Source organism: Kitasatospora sp. NPDC058046 (genome assembly GCF_042885595.1).
GTDB lineage: Bacteria > Actinomycetota > Actinomycetes > Streptomycetales > Streptomycetaceae > Kitasatospora.
This window is the reverse complement of record NZ_JBHVRS010000015.1, coordinates 53798-67242: the sequence shown is the minus strand read 5'-3', so window position 1 is coordinate 67242 and position 13445 is coordinate 53798. Positions and strand designations below refer to the sequence as shown.

The following is a 13445-nucleotide window of genomic DNA, read 5'->3' as shown; positions in this document are numbered from 1 at the left end:
TTCGCAGGGCCCGTTCGCAGGGCTGGGCGCCTACGCCTTGCGGCCGACTCCCCCGTACACCCCGACCTTCCCCTCGCCCGGCGCCGGGCCCCCGGCGGGCTCCGGGTGCCAGCGGTCGACCAGGACGACGCCCGGGTCGTCCAGTTCCAGCCCGCTGAAGAAGCGTTCGACGCGCTCGCGCGAGCGGAGGTGGAGGTCGATCCCGGCCTCCGCGTAGCGGCGGGTGGCGATCCCGGCGCGCTCCGGCGCGATGTCGGCGGTCCCGGCCGAGAGGGCGAGGAAGCTGCCGGCCGGCAGGGCGTCCAGGAGCTTGCGGACGGGCGGGTGCGCGACCTCGTCGGAGAGGAAGTGGACGATGTTGATGAGCGTCAGGGCGACCGGCTCGCGGAGGTCCAGGGTGGCGGCCACCCCCGGGTCGGCGAGGAACTGCTCCGGCTCGCGCAGGTCCCCCTGGACGTAGGCGGTACGGCCCTCGGGGGTGCTGGTGAGCAGGGCCCGCGAGTGGGCGAGCACGATCGGGTCGTTGTCGACGTAGACCACGCGGCAGGCCGGGTCGACGGCCTGGACGATCTCGTGCAGGTTGGGCGTGGTGGGGATGCCGGTGCCCACGTCCAGGAACTGGCGGACGCCGTGCACCCCGGCGAGCCGGCGGACCATCCGCCGCATCACGGCGCGGGCGGCGGTGGCGTCCTCGCGCACGCCGGGCAGTTCGGCGAGGACGCGGTCGCCGACCTCGCGGTCGGCGGGGAAGTTGGTCTTGCCGCCGAGCAGGTAGTCGTAGACCCTGGCGGAGTGCGCCCGGTCGGTGCGCAGGTCCACCGGCGGCGGCTCCTCGAACCCGGCCTCGGTCAGCCAGCTCTCCGACACGCGGCCCCCCGGCGCGCAGTCGTCCGAGCCGCAGCCGTCGAGCCCGCAGTCCTCCGGCAGGCCGCCGTCCTGTGTGTTGGTGTCCGGTATGTCGGTACCCGGTGCGTCGATGCCCACGCCAGCCCTCCCCGTTCAGCAGTGGTCCGGACCACTCAACCACAGCCGATGACTGTCCGTCAGGCGGTTCCGGGTGTCCGCTGAACCGCTCCTTCCGTCTCGCGGACGGCCTCGGCGAAGGAGGGCACCTTCATCGCCGTCAGCAGCGCGAGGGCCGGGCCGGCCGTGCAGACGGTGACGTACGCGGGGATCACGCCCAGCCAGTGCCGGCCGCTCAGCCACTCGGCGAGCAGCGGGAAGGTGCCGCCGAACGCCGCGATGGTGGCCGCGTTGACCACGCCGAGGCCGACCGCCCGCACCTCGGTCGGGAACAGCAGCCCGGTGAAGACGTTGAGCGTGCCGAGCACCGTGGCCACCAGCATCCCCAGCAGCACGGCGACGACCTGGAACGGCAGCCAGCCCTGGCGCAGCCCGGCGAGCAGCACCCCGACCAGCGGGATCGGCAGGCCGAAGCCGATCCGGGCGACGGGCAGCAGGCCGAAGCGGTCGGCGGCGGCGCCGGTGAGCAGCATGGTGGCCAGCACCACGCCGAGCACCACGGTCATGAAGGAGGCCGCCTCCTCCTTGCCGATCACGTGGTAGGCGGCGGCGTACTGCGGCAGGTACACCAGCGCGAAGTAGTAACCGACCGTCCCGCCCAGGGTGTTGAGGAAGACGGTGAGCACCGCCCAGCGGTGCTCGCGCAGCGTCCGGAGGAACGGCGGGCGGGCGGTGCGGCCCGCCCGCTCCCGGGCGCGGTGGAACTCGGCGCTCTCCGGCGCCCACCGCCGCACCCAGACGGCGGCCAGCCCGAGCAGCGCGGCGACCACGAATCCCCAGCGCCAACCGCCGTTCTCCAGGCCGGACTTGCCGAGGGTGTGGATCAGCAGGGTGAGCACGCCGAAGGAGAGCAGCGAGCCGAGGATGATCCCGCCGTAGGAGACCGAGCTGAACGCGAAGCGGTGCCGCCGCGGGGCGGTCTCGGTGACGTACGCGGCCACGCTCGGCGCCTCCCCGCCGAAGGCCAGCCCCTGTACCACCCGGGCGAGCACGGCCAGCACGGCCGCCCAGACCCCGATGCTCCGCTGGCCCGGGACGGCGGCGATGCCCAGGCTGGCGACGGCGATCACCGCCATGCCGAGGCTGAGCGCGAAGCGCCGTCCCCGGGTGTCGCTGAGCCGCCCGATCAGGTACGAGCCGACCGGCCGGGCGACGAAGCCCACCGCGAAGGTGACGTACGCGCCGAGCACGCCGCTGACGCCGTGTTTGCCGTGCCCGAAGAGGTCCGCCGCGAAGTAGGGCGCGAGGACGGCGTAGATGTTCCAGTCGAAGGACTCGACCACCGATCCGACCGTCGCCGCGGCCAACTCCCGCCGCCGCCCGCCGGTTTCCGCCTGGTGACGGAGCGGTGCCACCGCACTGCTTTCTGTCATGGCCTCAGCATGGCACCGTTCGGACCGCCGCGGAATCACTTCTCGCGGCCGGTGGGCGGCGTGCTCCGGCCCGTTGACGCAGAGCACTCTGAGAATCCCATGTGACTGATGTGACAGGCAGGTGATATTCCTGTGCCGTGCATTCCATGATCACCCGGACCCCGCGGCGCGCCCTGCCCGCCGCCGTCGCAGCCCTCGCCACCGCCGCCCTGCTGGCCGGCTGCACCAGCGGAGGCGGCACCGCCGCCGCGCCCTCGGCCTCCCCGGACGCCGCCGCCGTCGCGACGCCGAGCGCCGCCCCGACCCCGACGCCCAAGCCCACCGGCGCCGCCGACCCCGCCCTCAAGGCGTTCTACGGCCAGCAACTCGCCTGGGGCCCCTGCCAGAAGGACCCGCAGAACGAGGAGGACATCTCCGCGCTCCAGTGCGCCACCCTCAAGGTGCCGCTGAACTACGCCGCACCGGAGGTCGGCACCCTGGACGTCGCCGTGGTCCGCAACCCGGCGACCAAGCCCGACCAGCGGATCGGCTCGCTGCTGATCAACCCCGGCGGCCCGGGCGGCTCCGGCGTCGGGATGGTCACCTACGACCCCAAGGGCTTCGACGGCCCGGTGCACGACCGCTACGACATCGTCGGCTTCGACCCGCGCGGCACCGCCGGCACCAGCCCGCTCAACTGCCTGGACGACCGCACCCGGGACGACTGGCTGACCACCGACCAGCCCGCGGCCGACCACGGCAAGCAGCTGGCCGACGCCTGCCAGGCCAAGTACGCCCAGCTCCTGCCCTTCGTCAGCACCCGCAACAGCGCCCGGGACATGGACGTGCTGCGCGGCGCCCTCGGCGACCAGAAGCTCAACTACCTCGGCCTGTCCTACGGCACCTACCTCGGCTCGCTGTACGCCGAGGAGTTCCCGGACAAGGTCGGCCGGCTCGTCCTGGACGGCGCCACCTCGGCCTCCACCTCGCTGGTCCAGCACAACATCGAGCAGCAGGGCGGCTTCGAGCGGGCCCTGAAGGCCTTCGCCGCGGACTGCGTCACCAAGGACGCCTGCTCGCTCGGCAAGGACCCCGAGCAGGCGGCGCAGAAGCTCGCCGCGTTCCTCGACGGGCTCAAGGACAAGCCGCTCAAGACGGAGAAGGGCCGCACCCTGACCTCGAGCGCGGCCTGGACGGGCGTGCTCAGCCGGCTCTACGGCGGCGAGAAGGCCTGGACCGGGCTGCGCAACTCCATCGGCTGGGCGATGGTGCGCGGCAAGGGCGACTACCTGCTGGACCTCGCCGACGGCTACAACGGCCGCGACAAGGACGGCAAGTACCGCCCCTCGGCGGACGCCTACACGGCCATCCACTGCGCCGACGGCGCCACCGACGCCCCGGCCGGCGAGCAGTTGCAGGCCGCGCTGACCGACCTCGCCGCCAAGGCCCCGCTGGTCAGCAAGCACGACCCGATGGCCGCGCTGTTCGACCCGGACTGCCGGATCTGGCCGGCCGCCTCGACCGAGAGGCCGCACGCGGTCAAGAACACGGCCGCCGTCCCGATCGTGGTGGTCGGCACCACCGGCGACCCGGCCACCCCGTACGCCTGGGCCGAGAAGCTGACCGCCGAGCTCGGCAACGCCGTCCTGGTCACCCGCGAGGGCGAGGGCCACACCGGGTACGGCGCCAGCAAGTGCGTGCGCGCCTCGGTGGACGCCTTCCTGCTGGACGGGACCGTCCCGGCCGCGGGCATCCGCTGCCCGACGGACTGATCCGTCCCGCACGATGACGGCGCCGGGCCCGCGGGCCCGGCGCCGTCGCCGCTTTCCGGGTCAGTGCCCGGGGTGGTGGACGAACCGGTAGGTGTCCCGGTCGAGTTCGGTGACCTGGACGCCGATGGCGGCGGGCCCGGCGATCCGGGCGCGCAGGGCGGCGAGCACCCGGGCGGTCAGTTCGGCGCGCTGCTCGGCGCTGCGGCCGGCCAGGATCTTCACCTCGACCAGCACCACGGCCTCGCCGCTCGTCCCGTCGCCGACCCGGTGGCCGCCGGCGGGGCGGAAGAGCGTCTTGCAGTCCGCCACCGTGGTGTCGATCACCTCGGTGATCGCCTGGTGGACCTCGGCGGCCAGCGCCGTCCGGTCGAAGTCGAGTTCGGCCGAGTGGTCGACCAGGATCTGCGGCACGGGAACCTCCGGGAGTCGTTGCCGGGACGCCGCCGACGCTACCGGACGGGCCCCGAGCGCAAACCCCGGGCCCCGGCGCGGGGTGCGGCGCCGGGGCCCGGGGCTGTCCGGTGGAGCGGTGGCCGGGTCAGCAGCCGAAGTCGACCTTGCGGAAGGTCACGTAGTGGTCGGCGGTGTAGTAGTCCTCGTGGTACTGCTTGCCGGTGACGATGCGACGGGTGCCGCGGGTCGGCGAGCCCGGGGTGACCACGGTGTACTCGTGGTAGTAGCCGGTCGCCTGGGCGGGCAGCACGCGCTCCTTGTTCTGGAAGACGACGCCGTCCTGGCTGTACGGGAAGGGACCGCCGGAGGCGATCAGGTTGAGGGTGGTGTGGGCCTGGGAGGGCAGGGCCGACAGGCACACCGAGCCGCTCACCGCGGCGTGCGCCTCGGTGGCGACGGCGATCGGCGCGAGGGTGACCAGGGCGACGGTGGCGGTGGCGGCGACGCGGGTCTTCCACGCGCGTAGAGTTCGGGTCATGACAACCAGGATGGCGATCCTCCGGGCCCTCCGGAAGCCCCGTTCCAACTCTTCACCTCCGGTCAACTTCGCCGTCCCTCCCAGGACTTGACCAGGTCAGCCGCGCGACAGCACCAGCGACTGGACCGACGCCAGCCGGCGCCAGTCACTGGAGACGATGCTCGCGTGCGCCTTCGCCAGCTGCTCGGTGCGGGCCCTCGCCTGGTCGGCCGTCGGGTCGGTGGCACTGATCTCCGGGGCGACCAGGTGGGAGTCCGTCATCACCAGCAGGTAGTGGGCGTTGTCGTACCAGGCGGTGTCGATGGTCCTGGCGAAGGTGGAGGCGTCGCCGTCGAAGACCACGAACCAGGGCCGGATCGAGGTGTCCGCGCCGGTGTACTGGCTCCGCGGGTCGCCGGTGGCGGCGCCGAGCACGGACGGGAAGACCTGCGCCTGGCCGATCCGGCCCGCCGCCGCCAGGTCGCGCAGGTGCCGGCCCTGCTCCACGTCGGTGTGCAGGGTGTCGAAGGGGTTGCCCAGCTCGACGGTGCCCGGGATCGCGTACAGCAGCACCTTCCCGGCCAGCGCCGAGCGGCGCGGCCAGTTGCCCGCCCGCACCGCCTCGTCGACGCTCGCGTACGAGCCGCCGCCGGGCTTGGCCAGCAGGTCGGCCGGGCGCAGCACCGCGGAGCCCAGGTGGTCGGCGATCAGCGCGTCCAGCTGGTCCGGGCCCATCCCGAGGTCGGCCGAGTAGCCCGGCTTGAGCTCCAGCTTGATCACCAGCGGCCCGGCGCCCGGGTGCGCGGCGAGCCAGACCCGGACGTCGTCCAGGCAGTTCTCCAGGTACTGGTCGGTGCTGCCGCCGTACAGCTGGGCGGGGGTGCTCGCGGCGGTGCAGTTGTTGGAGTTGCCGAACGGGTTGGAGTGGCTGACCTGCCACCGCTTGGTGAAGATGTTCGGCCAGAGGTCCAGCTCGATCATGCCGGTGCCGGTGTCCAGGCCCTGGGCGAGGTACGGGAAGGCCGCCGGGTCGTAGGTGTTGTGGAGGCCGACAGTGGTCGCGGAGCCGAACGGCAGGTCGCCCGGCCCGGCCGTGGTGGCGTCCGCCGGGGCGGTCGGGATCAGCGCGGCCGCGGCGGCGATCAGGCCGGCGGCCAGGAGTCCGGTCAGGGTGCGGCGTACGGTCATCGGAACGGTCCCCCAAGTCGTGGGATGCCGGCCGCCCTGCTCCCGGGCAGCCTGACGAAGCATCGCCCGCCCGGGCGTGCTCAGGATGAAGAAGGCACGACAATAGCGTGACGGCTGCACCGCTTCTCCCCCGCTCCCCTCCCCTTCCTCCACGCGCTCCGCACCCGTCCCACCCGCCACGCCCGGGACGGTGACGGAACGTCATGGCATCGGAGCCGCGGGTTAGCGTGGCCCGCGAAACGGGGCGCGGCCGACCGGTGCGCGCCGAGGCGCCGAGCGGCGGAGGCTGCGATGTCCCTGGTCCGGGTCCACAACTTCTCGATCTCCCTGGACGGCTACGGCACGGGCGAGGGCCAGAGCCTCGACGCGCCGTTCGGCCACGCCGGCGGCCGGCTGCACAGCTGGTTCTTCGGCACCCGGACGTTCCGGCGGATGCAGGGCGAGGAGGGCGGCAGCACCGGCGTGGACGACGCGATCGCCCGCACCTGGGCCGACGGCATCGGCGCGGAGATCATGGGCCGCAACAAGTTCGGCCCGCAGCGCGGCCCCTGGCAGGACGAGGACTGGCGGGGCTGGTGGGGGCCGAACCCGCCGTTCCACACCCCGGTCTTCGTGCTCACCCACCATCCGCGCCCCTCGGTGGAGATGGACGGCGGGACGGTCTTCCACTTCCTGGACGCCTCCCCCGAGGAGGCGCTGCGCCGGGCCAGGGAGGCGGCCGGCGGCCTGGACGTGCGGATCGGCGGCGGCCCGAGCAGCGTCCGCGCCTTCCTGGCCGCCGATCTGGTCGACCACCTGCACGTGGTCGTGGTGCCGGTGCTGCTCGGCCGGGGCGAACGGCTCTGGGACGGGCTCGAAGGGCTGGAGCAGCGCTTCCGCACCGAGGCGGTGAGCAGCCCGAGCGGCGTCACCCACCTCACCTTCACCCGGCCGTAGCCGGCCCTCGTGCGAACGACGGCGGCCTCCCCGCGGGTACGGGGAGGCCGCCGTCGTGCGGTGCTACCGGATCAGACCCGGTCGGCCGCGATCAGCACGTACTGGAAGGAGCCGTCCTTGTAGGACTCGATGAACGCCTCCTCGATGCCGGTCACCAGCGAGGTGGTGTTCCGCAGCTCCCAGTAGGGCAGGGTGTCCGGCGTCAGGTCGATGACGGCCTGCGGCACCAGGCGGTTGTCGGCCATCGCCCGCAGGTACTCGCGGCGGGAGTGGATGTTGCACTCGAAGTGGGCGTTGATCTGCGAGACCCACTTCGAGGGCTGGCCGTAGCGCGGGTTCCAGCAGCCGGTGATGGTCACGTACCGGCCGCCGACGCTCAGCACCCGGGAGTGCTCGGCGAACAGGTCGTGCAGGTCGACGTACATGCTGGACTCGTTGTTCCAGGAGCCCGCGACCGAGCCGGTCTCGATGGGCATGTTCAGCATGTTGGCGACCTGGGAGCGGACGAACCCGCCGATGCCCAGCTCGGCGGCGCGCTTGTTGCCGAAGTCGGCCTGCTGGGTGGAGAGGGTCAGGCCCTCGACCCGGCAGCCGAAGCGCTGGTGGGCCATCACCATCGAACCGCCACGGCCGCAGCCGGCGTCGACCAGGGTGTGGTCGGCGCGGATGTCGCCGAGGTGGCCGAGCAGCACGTCGGCCTGGGCGGACTCCAGCCGGTGCAGCTCGGCGATCACCTTCTTCTCGCGCTCGGCGTCGGCCGGGTCCCCGATCGCGGCCTGGTCGATCGCGCCGATGCCGTAGTGGTGGTGGTAGAGGCCGTCGACGTCACCCAGGCGGAGGTTGACCGGACGGGCCTCGTGGTCCCAGTAGCGCGCGATGTCGCCCTGGTACGGAGTCGCCGGGCCGGGGATGGTGTTGCCGGGGGTGGTGATGTCGTCGGTCACGGACATGGGTCAGCTCCTAGCGGATGGTCAAGGGGTCGGTCATCAAGGGAAGTGCGCTGCCGGCGGGAGGTGGTGCCCCCGGAGGGGCCGGTGTCACCAGAAGTCGGGCAGGGTGTAGCGGTAGGTGTTGGTCTGGTGCCAGTAGTGGTTGCCGTCGACCCACGCGGACACACCGCGCAGGAACCGTACGAGTGTCGGCACCGGGCAGGACACGGCCAGGGCGGCCGCCTCGGCCTCGAAGGCCAGCATCAGCTCGTTGTGAACCTCGACCGCCTTCAGGTAGCCCTCCTTGCGGGAGACGCCCTCACGCTCGGAGATCACCACCGGCAGGTTCAGGTGCAGTCCGGGGCTGGCCAGCTCCTTCATGTACGAGTACAGGTCGTTGACGATGGTGGTGGCGTTGCCGGCCAGTGCGATCACCCGCTGCATGGCGGGCAGCGCGTGCAGCTCGGCGGGCAGCTCGTAGCCGCCGACGGTGTCCGTGATCGTCGGGCAGGGGCGGAAGTTGTTGAACTGGCGCATGGCCAGGTACTCCCACACCTCCGGGACGTGGTCCGCCTGGTCCCAGGAGGCCTCGGCCAGGTACCCGAGGTGCAGCCGCGCCATGTCGTGCCGGAACCGGTCCGACTGGGAGGGCGTGGCGGCCCGGGTGAAGTACTCCATCGCCGAGTGGTAGGCGCGCCGGGGCGCGTCCGAGCTCAGCGAGGCCTCCCAGCCGGGGTGGTACTCCGACGTGGTGTGCAGCGGGTCCAGCGCGGTGTGCGCGAGCAGCAGGCGGCTGCCCAGGCCGATCGGCGAACCGCCGAGGTCCTCGCAGTAGCAGTCGTCCACCGCGTTCTCGGCCACCATCAGGCGGGCCGCGAGCATCAGGTGGTCGACGCTCGGCGCGTCCGGGTGGCAGGCCACCATGTAGCGCCCGGTGGAGAAGCCGTTGAAGTCCTTCTCCCACTCCGGCGGGTAGAGCTCGATCTCCTCCATCGCCCAGGCCTTGAGCTTCGCGCTCAGCGCCTCCACCCGCACCGGGTCGGGCTCGGCGATCGGGTGGTGGTAGAGGCCGGGGATCGGGTCGCCGCTCCGGGGCTTGCCGCCGCTCGGCGCCTCGGCGGCCGACCCGGCGGCGGCCGGGGTCGGGGTCGCGGCGGTCGGGACGGGCAGGACGTGGGCGGACGGCACCCGGAACCCGGGCGTCGCCGCCGCGGTCTCGGTCACCGTCGTGGCCTCGGTCACGGTCGCGGTCGCCTCGGGCGCCGGGACCACCTCGACCGGGACCTCGGGCGTCGGAGCCTGGGGCGCCGAGACCTCGTCCGCCGGGGCCTGCGGCCTGAACTGCAGCCCGGAGGTGCCCAGTCCGCTGGGCCCGCGCAGGATCCGTTCGATCGCGGGGGAGCTCATGGGCCCACCACCGGGGCGGTGACGGGCCCGGATGGTGTGTCCGGCCTGGCGCACAGGGGCATGGAGCCTCCTCTGAAGGGGGTCGCACAATATGACGGGTCGTCATCCCACCCGCCTCGAACGGGATCTCCGGTCTCCGGCCCCGTCTCGCTCGGTTCACCACCGTAGGCGCGAAGGCGCGTTCCGCATCGCACCAGACGATCTTCATCACCCGATAGGGTGAACGTTCCCCATGCGGGTGTTTGGGCGCGCCCCCGTCGTGCATCACCCCGCACCGCACCTGGGCACTCCTGTCACGAACCCGCCCGCCGAGCCGCCCGTCCGCGCGTCAACTTGCCGCCACTCGCGCGTGTCCCGCTCCCGCCGGCCGCGTCGTCCCGCTCGTGGCGCGGGCTGTTCGAACGCGAAACGAAATCACCCACGGCCGCCCGCCGGGGGCCGGTCGATCGTCCCGGGCCGGGCCCGGTGCGCGGCCGGGCGCGTAAGGCGGGACAGAATGGGCACGGCGCCGTCGAGGAGGCGGGGCCAGGAAGGAAGACCAGCGCATGGAGAGCCAGGCCCGCAGCCGCACCGCACTCGTGGAGCAGCTCATGGAGCGCTATCCCGACGTGCCCCGGGAGGCGGTGATCAAGGAGGACCTGCTGCGCGGCGGCATGGCCTTCGACGAGTCCGCGCTGAGCGGCAGCGCGGGCGCCGACGGGGGCGGCGAGGTCAAGCCGAAGTCGTACTTCATCTTCTCCTTCGACCACCGCACGCTGCCCGAGCTGGGCGCGGCCGCGCTCAACCGGCCGCCGGAGGAGGTCGTGCTGACCGGCGGGCCGTACGGGCTGCGCCGCACGGTGGTGTCGGTGCGGGTGAACCCGGACTCGCCGTACCGGGTCGGCGCCGGGGACGACGGCACGCTCGGCCTCTACCTGGACGGTGCGCGGATCGCCGACGTCGGCCTGCCCCCGATGCCGGACTACTACCGGCACACGCTGGCCAACGGGAAGTCGGTGATGGAGGTCGCCCCGACCATCCAGTGGGGCTACCTGATCTACCTCACGGTGTTCCGGGTCTGCCAGTACTTCGGCGCCAAGGAGGAGTGCCAGTACTGCGACATCAACCACAACTGGCGCCAGCACAAGGCGGCCGGCCGCCCGTACACCGGGGTCAAGCCGGTCGAGGAGGTGCTGGAGGCGCTGGCGATCATCGACCGGCACGACACCGCCCGGGCCTCCCAGGCGTACACCCTCACCGGCGGGGCGATCACCTCGCACGTCGGCGGCCGGGACGAGGCCGACTTCTACGGGCAGTACGCCAAGGCCATCGAGGAGCGCTTCCCCGGCCGCTGGATCGGCAAGGTGGTGGCCCAGGCGCTGCCGCGCGAGGACGTCCAGCGCTTCCACGACTACGGTGTGCGGATCTACCACCCCAACTTCGAGGTGTGGGACAAGCGGCTGTTCGAGCTCTACTGCCCGGGCAAGGAGCGCTACGTCGGCCGGGACGAGTGGCACCGCCGGATCCTCGACTCCACCGAGGTGTTCGGCCCGGAGAACGTGATCCCCAACTTCGTCGCGGGCGTGGAGATGGCCGAGCCCTTCGGCTTCACCACGGTGGACGAGGCGATCGCCTCCACCGAGGAGGGCCTGCGCTTCTTCATGTCCCGCGGCGTGGTGCCGCGCTTCACCACCTGGTGCCCCGAGCCCACCACCCCGCTCGGCAAGGCCAACCCGCAGGGCGCGCCGCTGGAGTACCACATCCGGCTGCTGCAGACCTACCGGGGCACCCTGGAGGAGTTCGGCCTCTCCTCCCCGCCCGGGTACGGCCCGGCGGGCCCCGGCAAGGCCGTGTTCTCGGTGAGCTCCTTCATGGACTCGCTGACCGGCTGAGGACCCGCCCCGGTGGTGCGGGCCGCGACGCCCGCACCACCGGGCGCCGTCAGCCCGCGTGCTGCGGGCGGACGGTGAGGATCTGCTCGGCCCGGCCCAGCGGCCCGCGGACGTCGTGCAGCACGGTGCTGGTGACGCCGTGCCCGGCCGGGCCGAAGCTGACGCTGGTGTCCAGGCCGGTCCAGCCGCCCTCGGGGCGGCGGTGGAAGTGGATCGTCAGGTCGGTGTTGGGGAACATCCACTCGGTGGGGCTCTGCCGCACGGCGATGCCGTTGGCGGTGTCCACCAGCATGACGAAGGAGGCGTGCGGGCCGCTGGGCTCCCCGGCGACCAGCTCGACCGGGGTGGAGAGCCAGGCGGCGGCGCGGCCCGGGGCGCTCTCCCGGCGGCGGACGTCGATCGAGGCGATGTAGCCGCCGCCCCAGACCCCGCGCATCGTCCAGGGCTCGAACTCCTCGGGCGCGGGCAGCGGCTCGTCGTGGGTGCCGGCGACGGCGGTGGTGTCCAGCTCGGCGAGGAACCAGGCGCGGGCCCGGACCACGGCGCGCCCGCCGATCGTCACGGTGGCCTCGACCAGCTCGATGGTGCGGCCGGGGCGGACGGTCTCCACCGTGATCTCGCACTCGTCGAGGGCGATCAGGCCGAGTATGTCGTAGCTGATCCGGGCCAGCGCCAGGCCGTCGGCGGGGCGGCCGGTCCCCTGCTGGTCGGCCCTTCGCTGGCCGGCCCGGTACCGGTCGATGGCGTGCACGATCAGGCCGCCGAGCGGGCTGAAGTGCTGCTCGTCGGGATGCCAGGCGCCCTGCGCCTGCACGGTGGGCTTGTAGGTGTGGTCGCCGGTGCGCTGGTAGTAGCTGTCGGGCGCGGCGTTGGGGGTGGTCACGTGCGCTTCTCCTCGGGCCGGATCGCTGGCTGCCGGGCGGGCGCCGCCGGGGTACGACGGCGCCCGACCTCGGCGTTCAGGATCGTAAGGGGCCGAACCGCCCGCGCGGCGTCACGGGTGACGCATCCCACACCCCCGGGGGATCCGGCCGGTCAGTGCGCGGCGAGCGGGTAGTGGTCGGAGAGGTCGGTGTAGGTGTAGCTCTTGCCCCAACTGCTGACCGTCCAGGGCGCGCTGTGCACCCGGACCACCTCGTTGACGTACTGCTGCGGGCGGGCGTGGTCGGCCCGGTAGAGGACGTAGTCGAGGTCCTCCTTGGGCTCGCCCGGGTAGCGGTAGGCGGCGATGGAGTTGTCGACGGTGTCGAAGGAGTTCGGCCAGCCGGTGCGGGCGGAGGCCGGGGCGAGGTTGCCGTTGCTCAGCAGCGCCTGGTACTCGGAGCCGTGCGAGTCGATGTTGAGGTCGCCCGCGACCAGGACCGGCTCGTCGGCCGGGATCCGCTTGGCGTCCAGGAAGGCGCGCATCGCGGTGAGCTGCTTGGCCCGGATGTCCGCGGCCTGGCCGCTCGCGCAGCCGGAGTCGGTGGACTGGAGGTGGGTGCCGACCACGTGGGTGCGGCGGCCGTTGACGTCCAGCACGGCGTAGGCGAAGCCCTTGTTGGAGAACCAGTCCGAGCCGCAGGCGTCCTTGAAGACGTACTGCTCCTTGCGCAGGATCGGCCACTTGCTGAGCAGGGTGACGCCGCCGTCCTCGGGGGTGGTGGAGCTGTAGCTGCCGGAGGTGGCGTCCCAGCCGCTGGTGGAGCGGCCGACCACCGGCGTGTGGTACGGGTAGGCGGCCGAGGCCTTGGCGGTGAGCGCGTCGGAGGCCGCGTTGTCGAAGGCCTCCTCCAGCACGACCACGTCGTGGCCCTGGAAGAAGTCCGCCGAGGCGATGGCCTGCGCCCGGTACTGCTGGCCCCAGTTGGGGTAGAGCGAGGTGCTCATCAGGAAGGTGTTGTAGGTCAGCACGTCGAGCGGGGGCGCGGTCGTCGGGGCGGTCTCGGCCGAGGCCGGGGCGGCGCCGAGCACGGCGAGGACGGTGGCGGCGGCACCGGCGGCGAGGGTGCGGCGGACGGACGACAGGGGCATCGGGCCTCCAGGAGGGCATCGCGGGTGTTGTCGTGGACCCGTCG

The 13445-nt window shown here is 72.8% G+C and carries 12 protein-coding genes; 3 read left to right on the top strand and 9 right to left on the bottom strand.

The annotated features are described in order from the left end of the window. Nucleotides 1–30: 30 nt before the first annotated feature. The gene (locus ACFVU7_RS27375) at nt 31–852 is read right to left on the bottom strand and encodes an SAM-dependent methyltransferase (protein ID WP_387973790.1); all 822 of its coding nucleotides are present in this window, start codon (nt 850–852) and stop codon (nt 31–33) included. Between the two features lie 191 nt (nt 853–1043). Then, on the bottom strand, nt 1044–2396 hold the full coding sequence (locus ACFVU7_RS27370) for an MFS transporter (protein ID WP_079272265.1): 1353 nt from the start codon (nt 2394–2396) through the stop codon (nt 1044–1046). Between the two features lie 146 nt (nt 2397–2542). Between ACFVU7_RS27370 and ACFVU7_RS27365 the strand changes: the two genes are divergently transcribed. Next, nucleotides 2543–4147, top strand: coding sequence for an alpha/beta hydrolase (locus ACFVU7_RS27365; protein WP_388047617.1), 1605 nt, complete (start codon nt 2543–2545; stop codon nt 4145–4147). A gap of 60 nt (nt 4148–4207) precedes the next feature. Here ACFVU7_RS27365 and ACFVU7_RS27360 read toward each other — a convergent pair whose 3' ends face one another. The 3 genes from ACFVU7_RS27360 to ACFVU7_RS27350 all read right to left on the bottom strand — a co-directional run bounded on the left by ACFVU7_RS27360 (nt 4208) and on the right by ACFVU7_RS27350 (nt 6245). After that, the gene (locus ACFVU7_RS27360) at nt 4208–4558 is read right to left on the bottom strand and encodes a 5-carboxymethyl-2-hydroxymuconate Delta-isomerase (RefSeq protein WP_375877678.1); all 351 of its coding nucleotides are present in this window, start codon (nt 4556–4558) and stop codon (nt 4208–4210) included. A 127-nt stretch (nt 4559–4685) separates the two neighbouring features. Further along, nucleotides 4686–5078, bottom strand: a complete 393-nt coding sequence (locus ACFVU7_RS27355; protein WP_074003174.1) for a ribonuclease domain-containing protein — start codon at nt 5076–5078, stop codon at nt 4686–4688. Nucleotides 5079–5174: 96 nt separating this feature from the next. Continuing rightward, nucleotides 5175–6245, bottom strand: a complete 1071-nt coding sequence (locus tag ACFVU7_RS27350; protein ID WP_388047615.1) for a phosphatidylinositol-specific phospholipase C domain-containing protein — start codon at nt 6243–6245, stop codon at nt 5175–5177. Between the two features lie 291 nt (nt 6246–6536). On the opposite strand from ACFVU7_RS27350, the gene ACFVU7_RS27345 reads away from it, so the two are divergent. Next, a complete protein-coding gene (locus ACFVU7_RS27345; RefSeq protein ID WP_074003175.1) occupies nt 6537–7181 on the top strand; it encodes a dihydrofolate reductase family protein in 645 nt (214 codons plus the stop codon). Between the two features lie 71 nt (nt 7182–7252). On the opposite strand, the gene ACFVU7_RS27340 is transcribed toward ACFVU7_RS27345, so the two are convergent. Both ACFVU7_RS27340 and ACFVU7_RS27335 read right to left on the bottom strand, forming a co-directional pair. After that, complete coding sequence (locus ACFVU7_RS27340; RefSeq protein ID WP_074003176.1) at nt 7253–8131, bottom strand: geranyl diphosphate 2-C-methyltransferase; 879 nt, start codon at nt 8129–8131, stop codon at nt 7253–7255. Nucleotides 8132–8218: 87 nt separating this feature from the next. Further along, entirely contained in the window at nt 8219–9517 is a 1299-nt protein-coding gene (locus tag ACFVU7_RS27335; protein WP_241852934.1) for a family 2 encapsulin nanocompartment cargo protein terpene cyclase, read from the bottom strand. 545 nt (nt 9518–10062) lie between these two features. Between ACFVU7_RS27335 and ACFVU7_RS27330 the strand changes: the two genes are divergently transcribed. Continuing rightward, complete coding sequence (locus ACFVU7_RS27330) at nt 10063–11388, top strand: radical SAM protein (RefSeq protein ID WP_049651571.1); 1326 nt, start codon at nt 10063–10065, stop codon at nt 11386–11388. Nucleotides 11389–11437: 49 nt separating this feature from the next. Here the strand turns inward: ACFVU7_RS27330 and ACFVU7_RS27325 are convergent, their stop codons facing one another. Next, on the bottom strand, nt 11438–12271 hold the full coding sequence (locus tag ACFVU7_RS27325; protein ID WP_388047614.1) for a thioesterase family protein: 834 nt from the start codon (nt 12269–12271) through the stop codon (nt 11438–11440). A gap of 152 nt (nt 12272–12423) precedes the next feature. Further along, nucleotides 12424–13401 carry a sphingomyelin phosphodiesterase gene (sph, locus tag ACFVU7_RS27320; protein ID WP_049651569.1) on the bottom strand — a complete coding sequence of 326 codons (978 nt, stop codon included), beginning with the start codon at nt 13399–13401 and terminating at the stop codon, nt 12424–12426. Nucleotides 13402–13445: the final 44 nt, after the last annotated feature.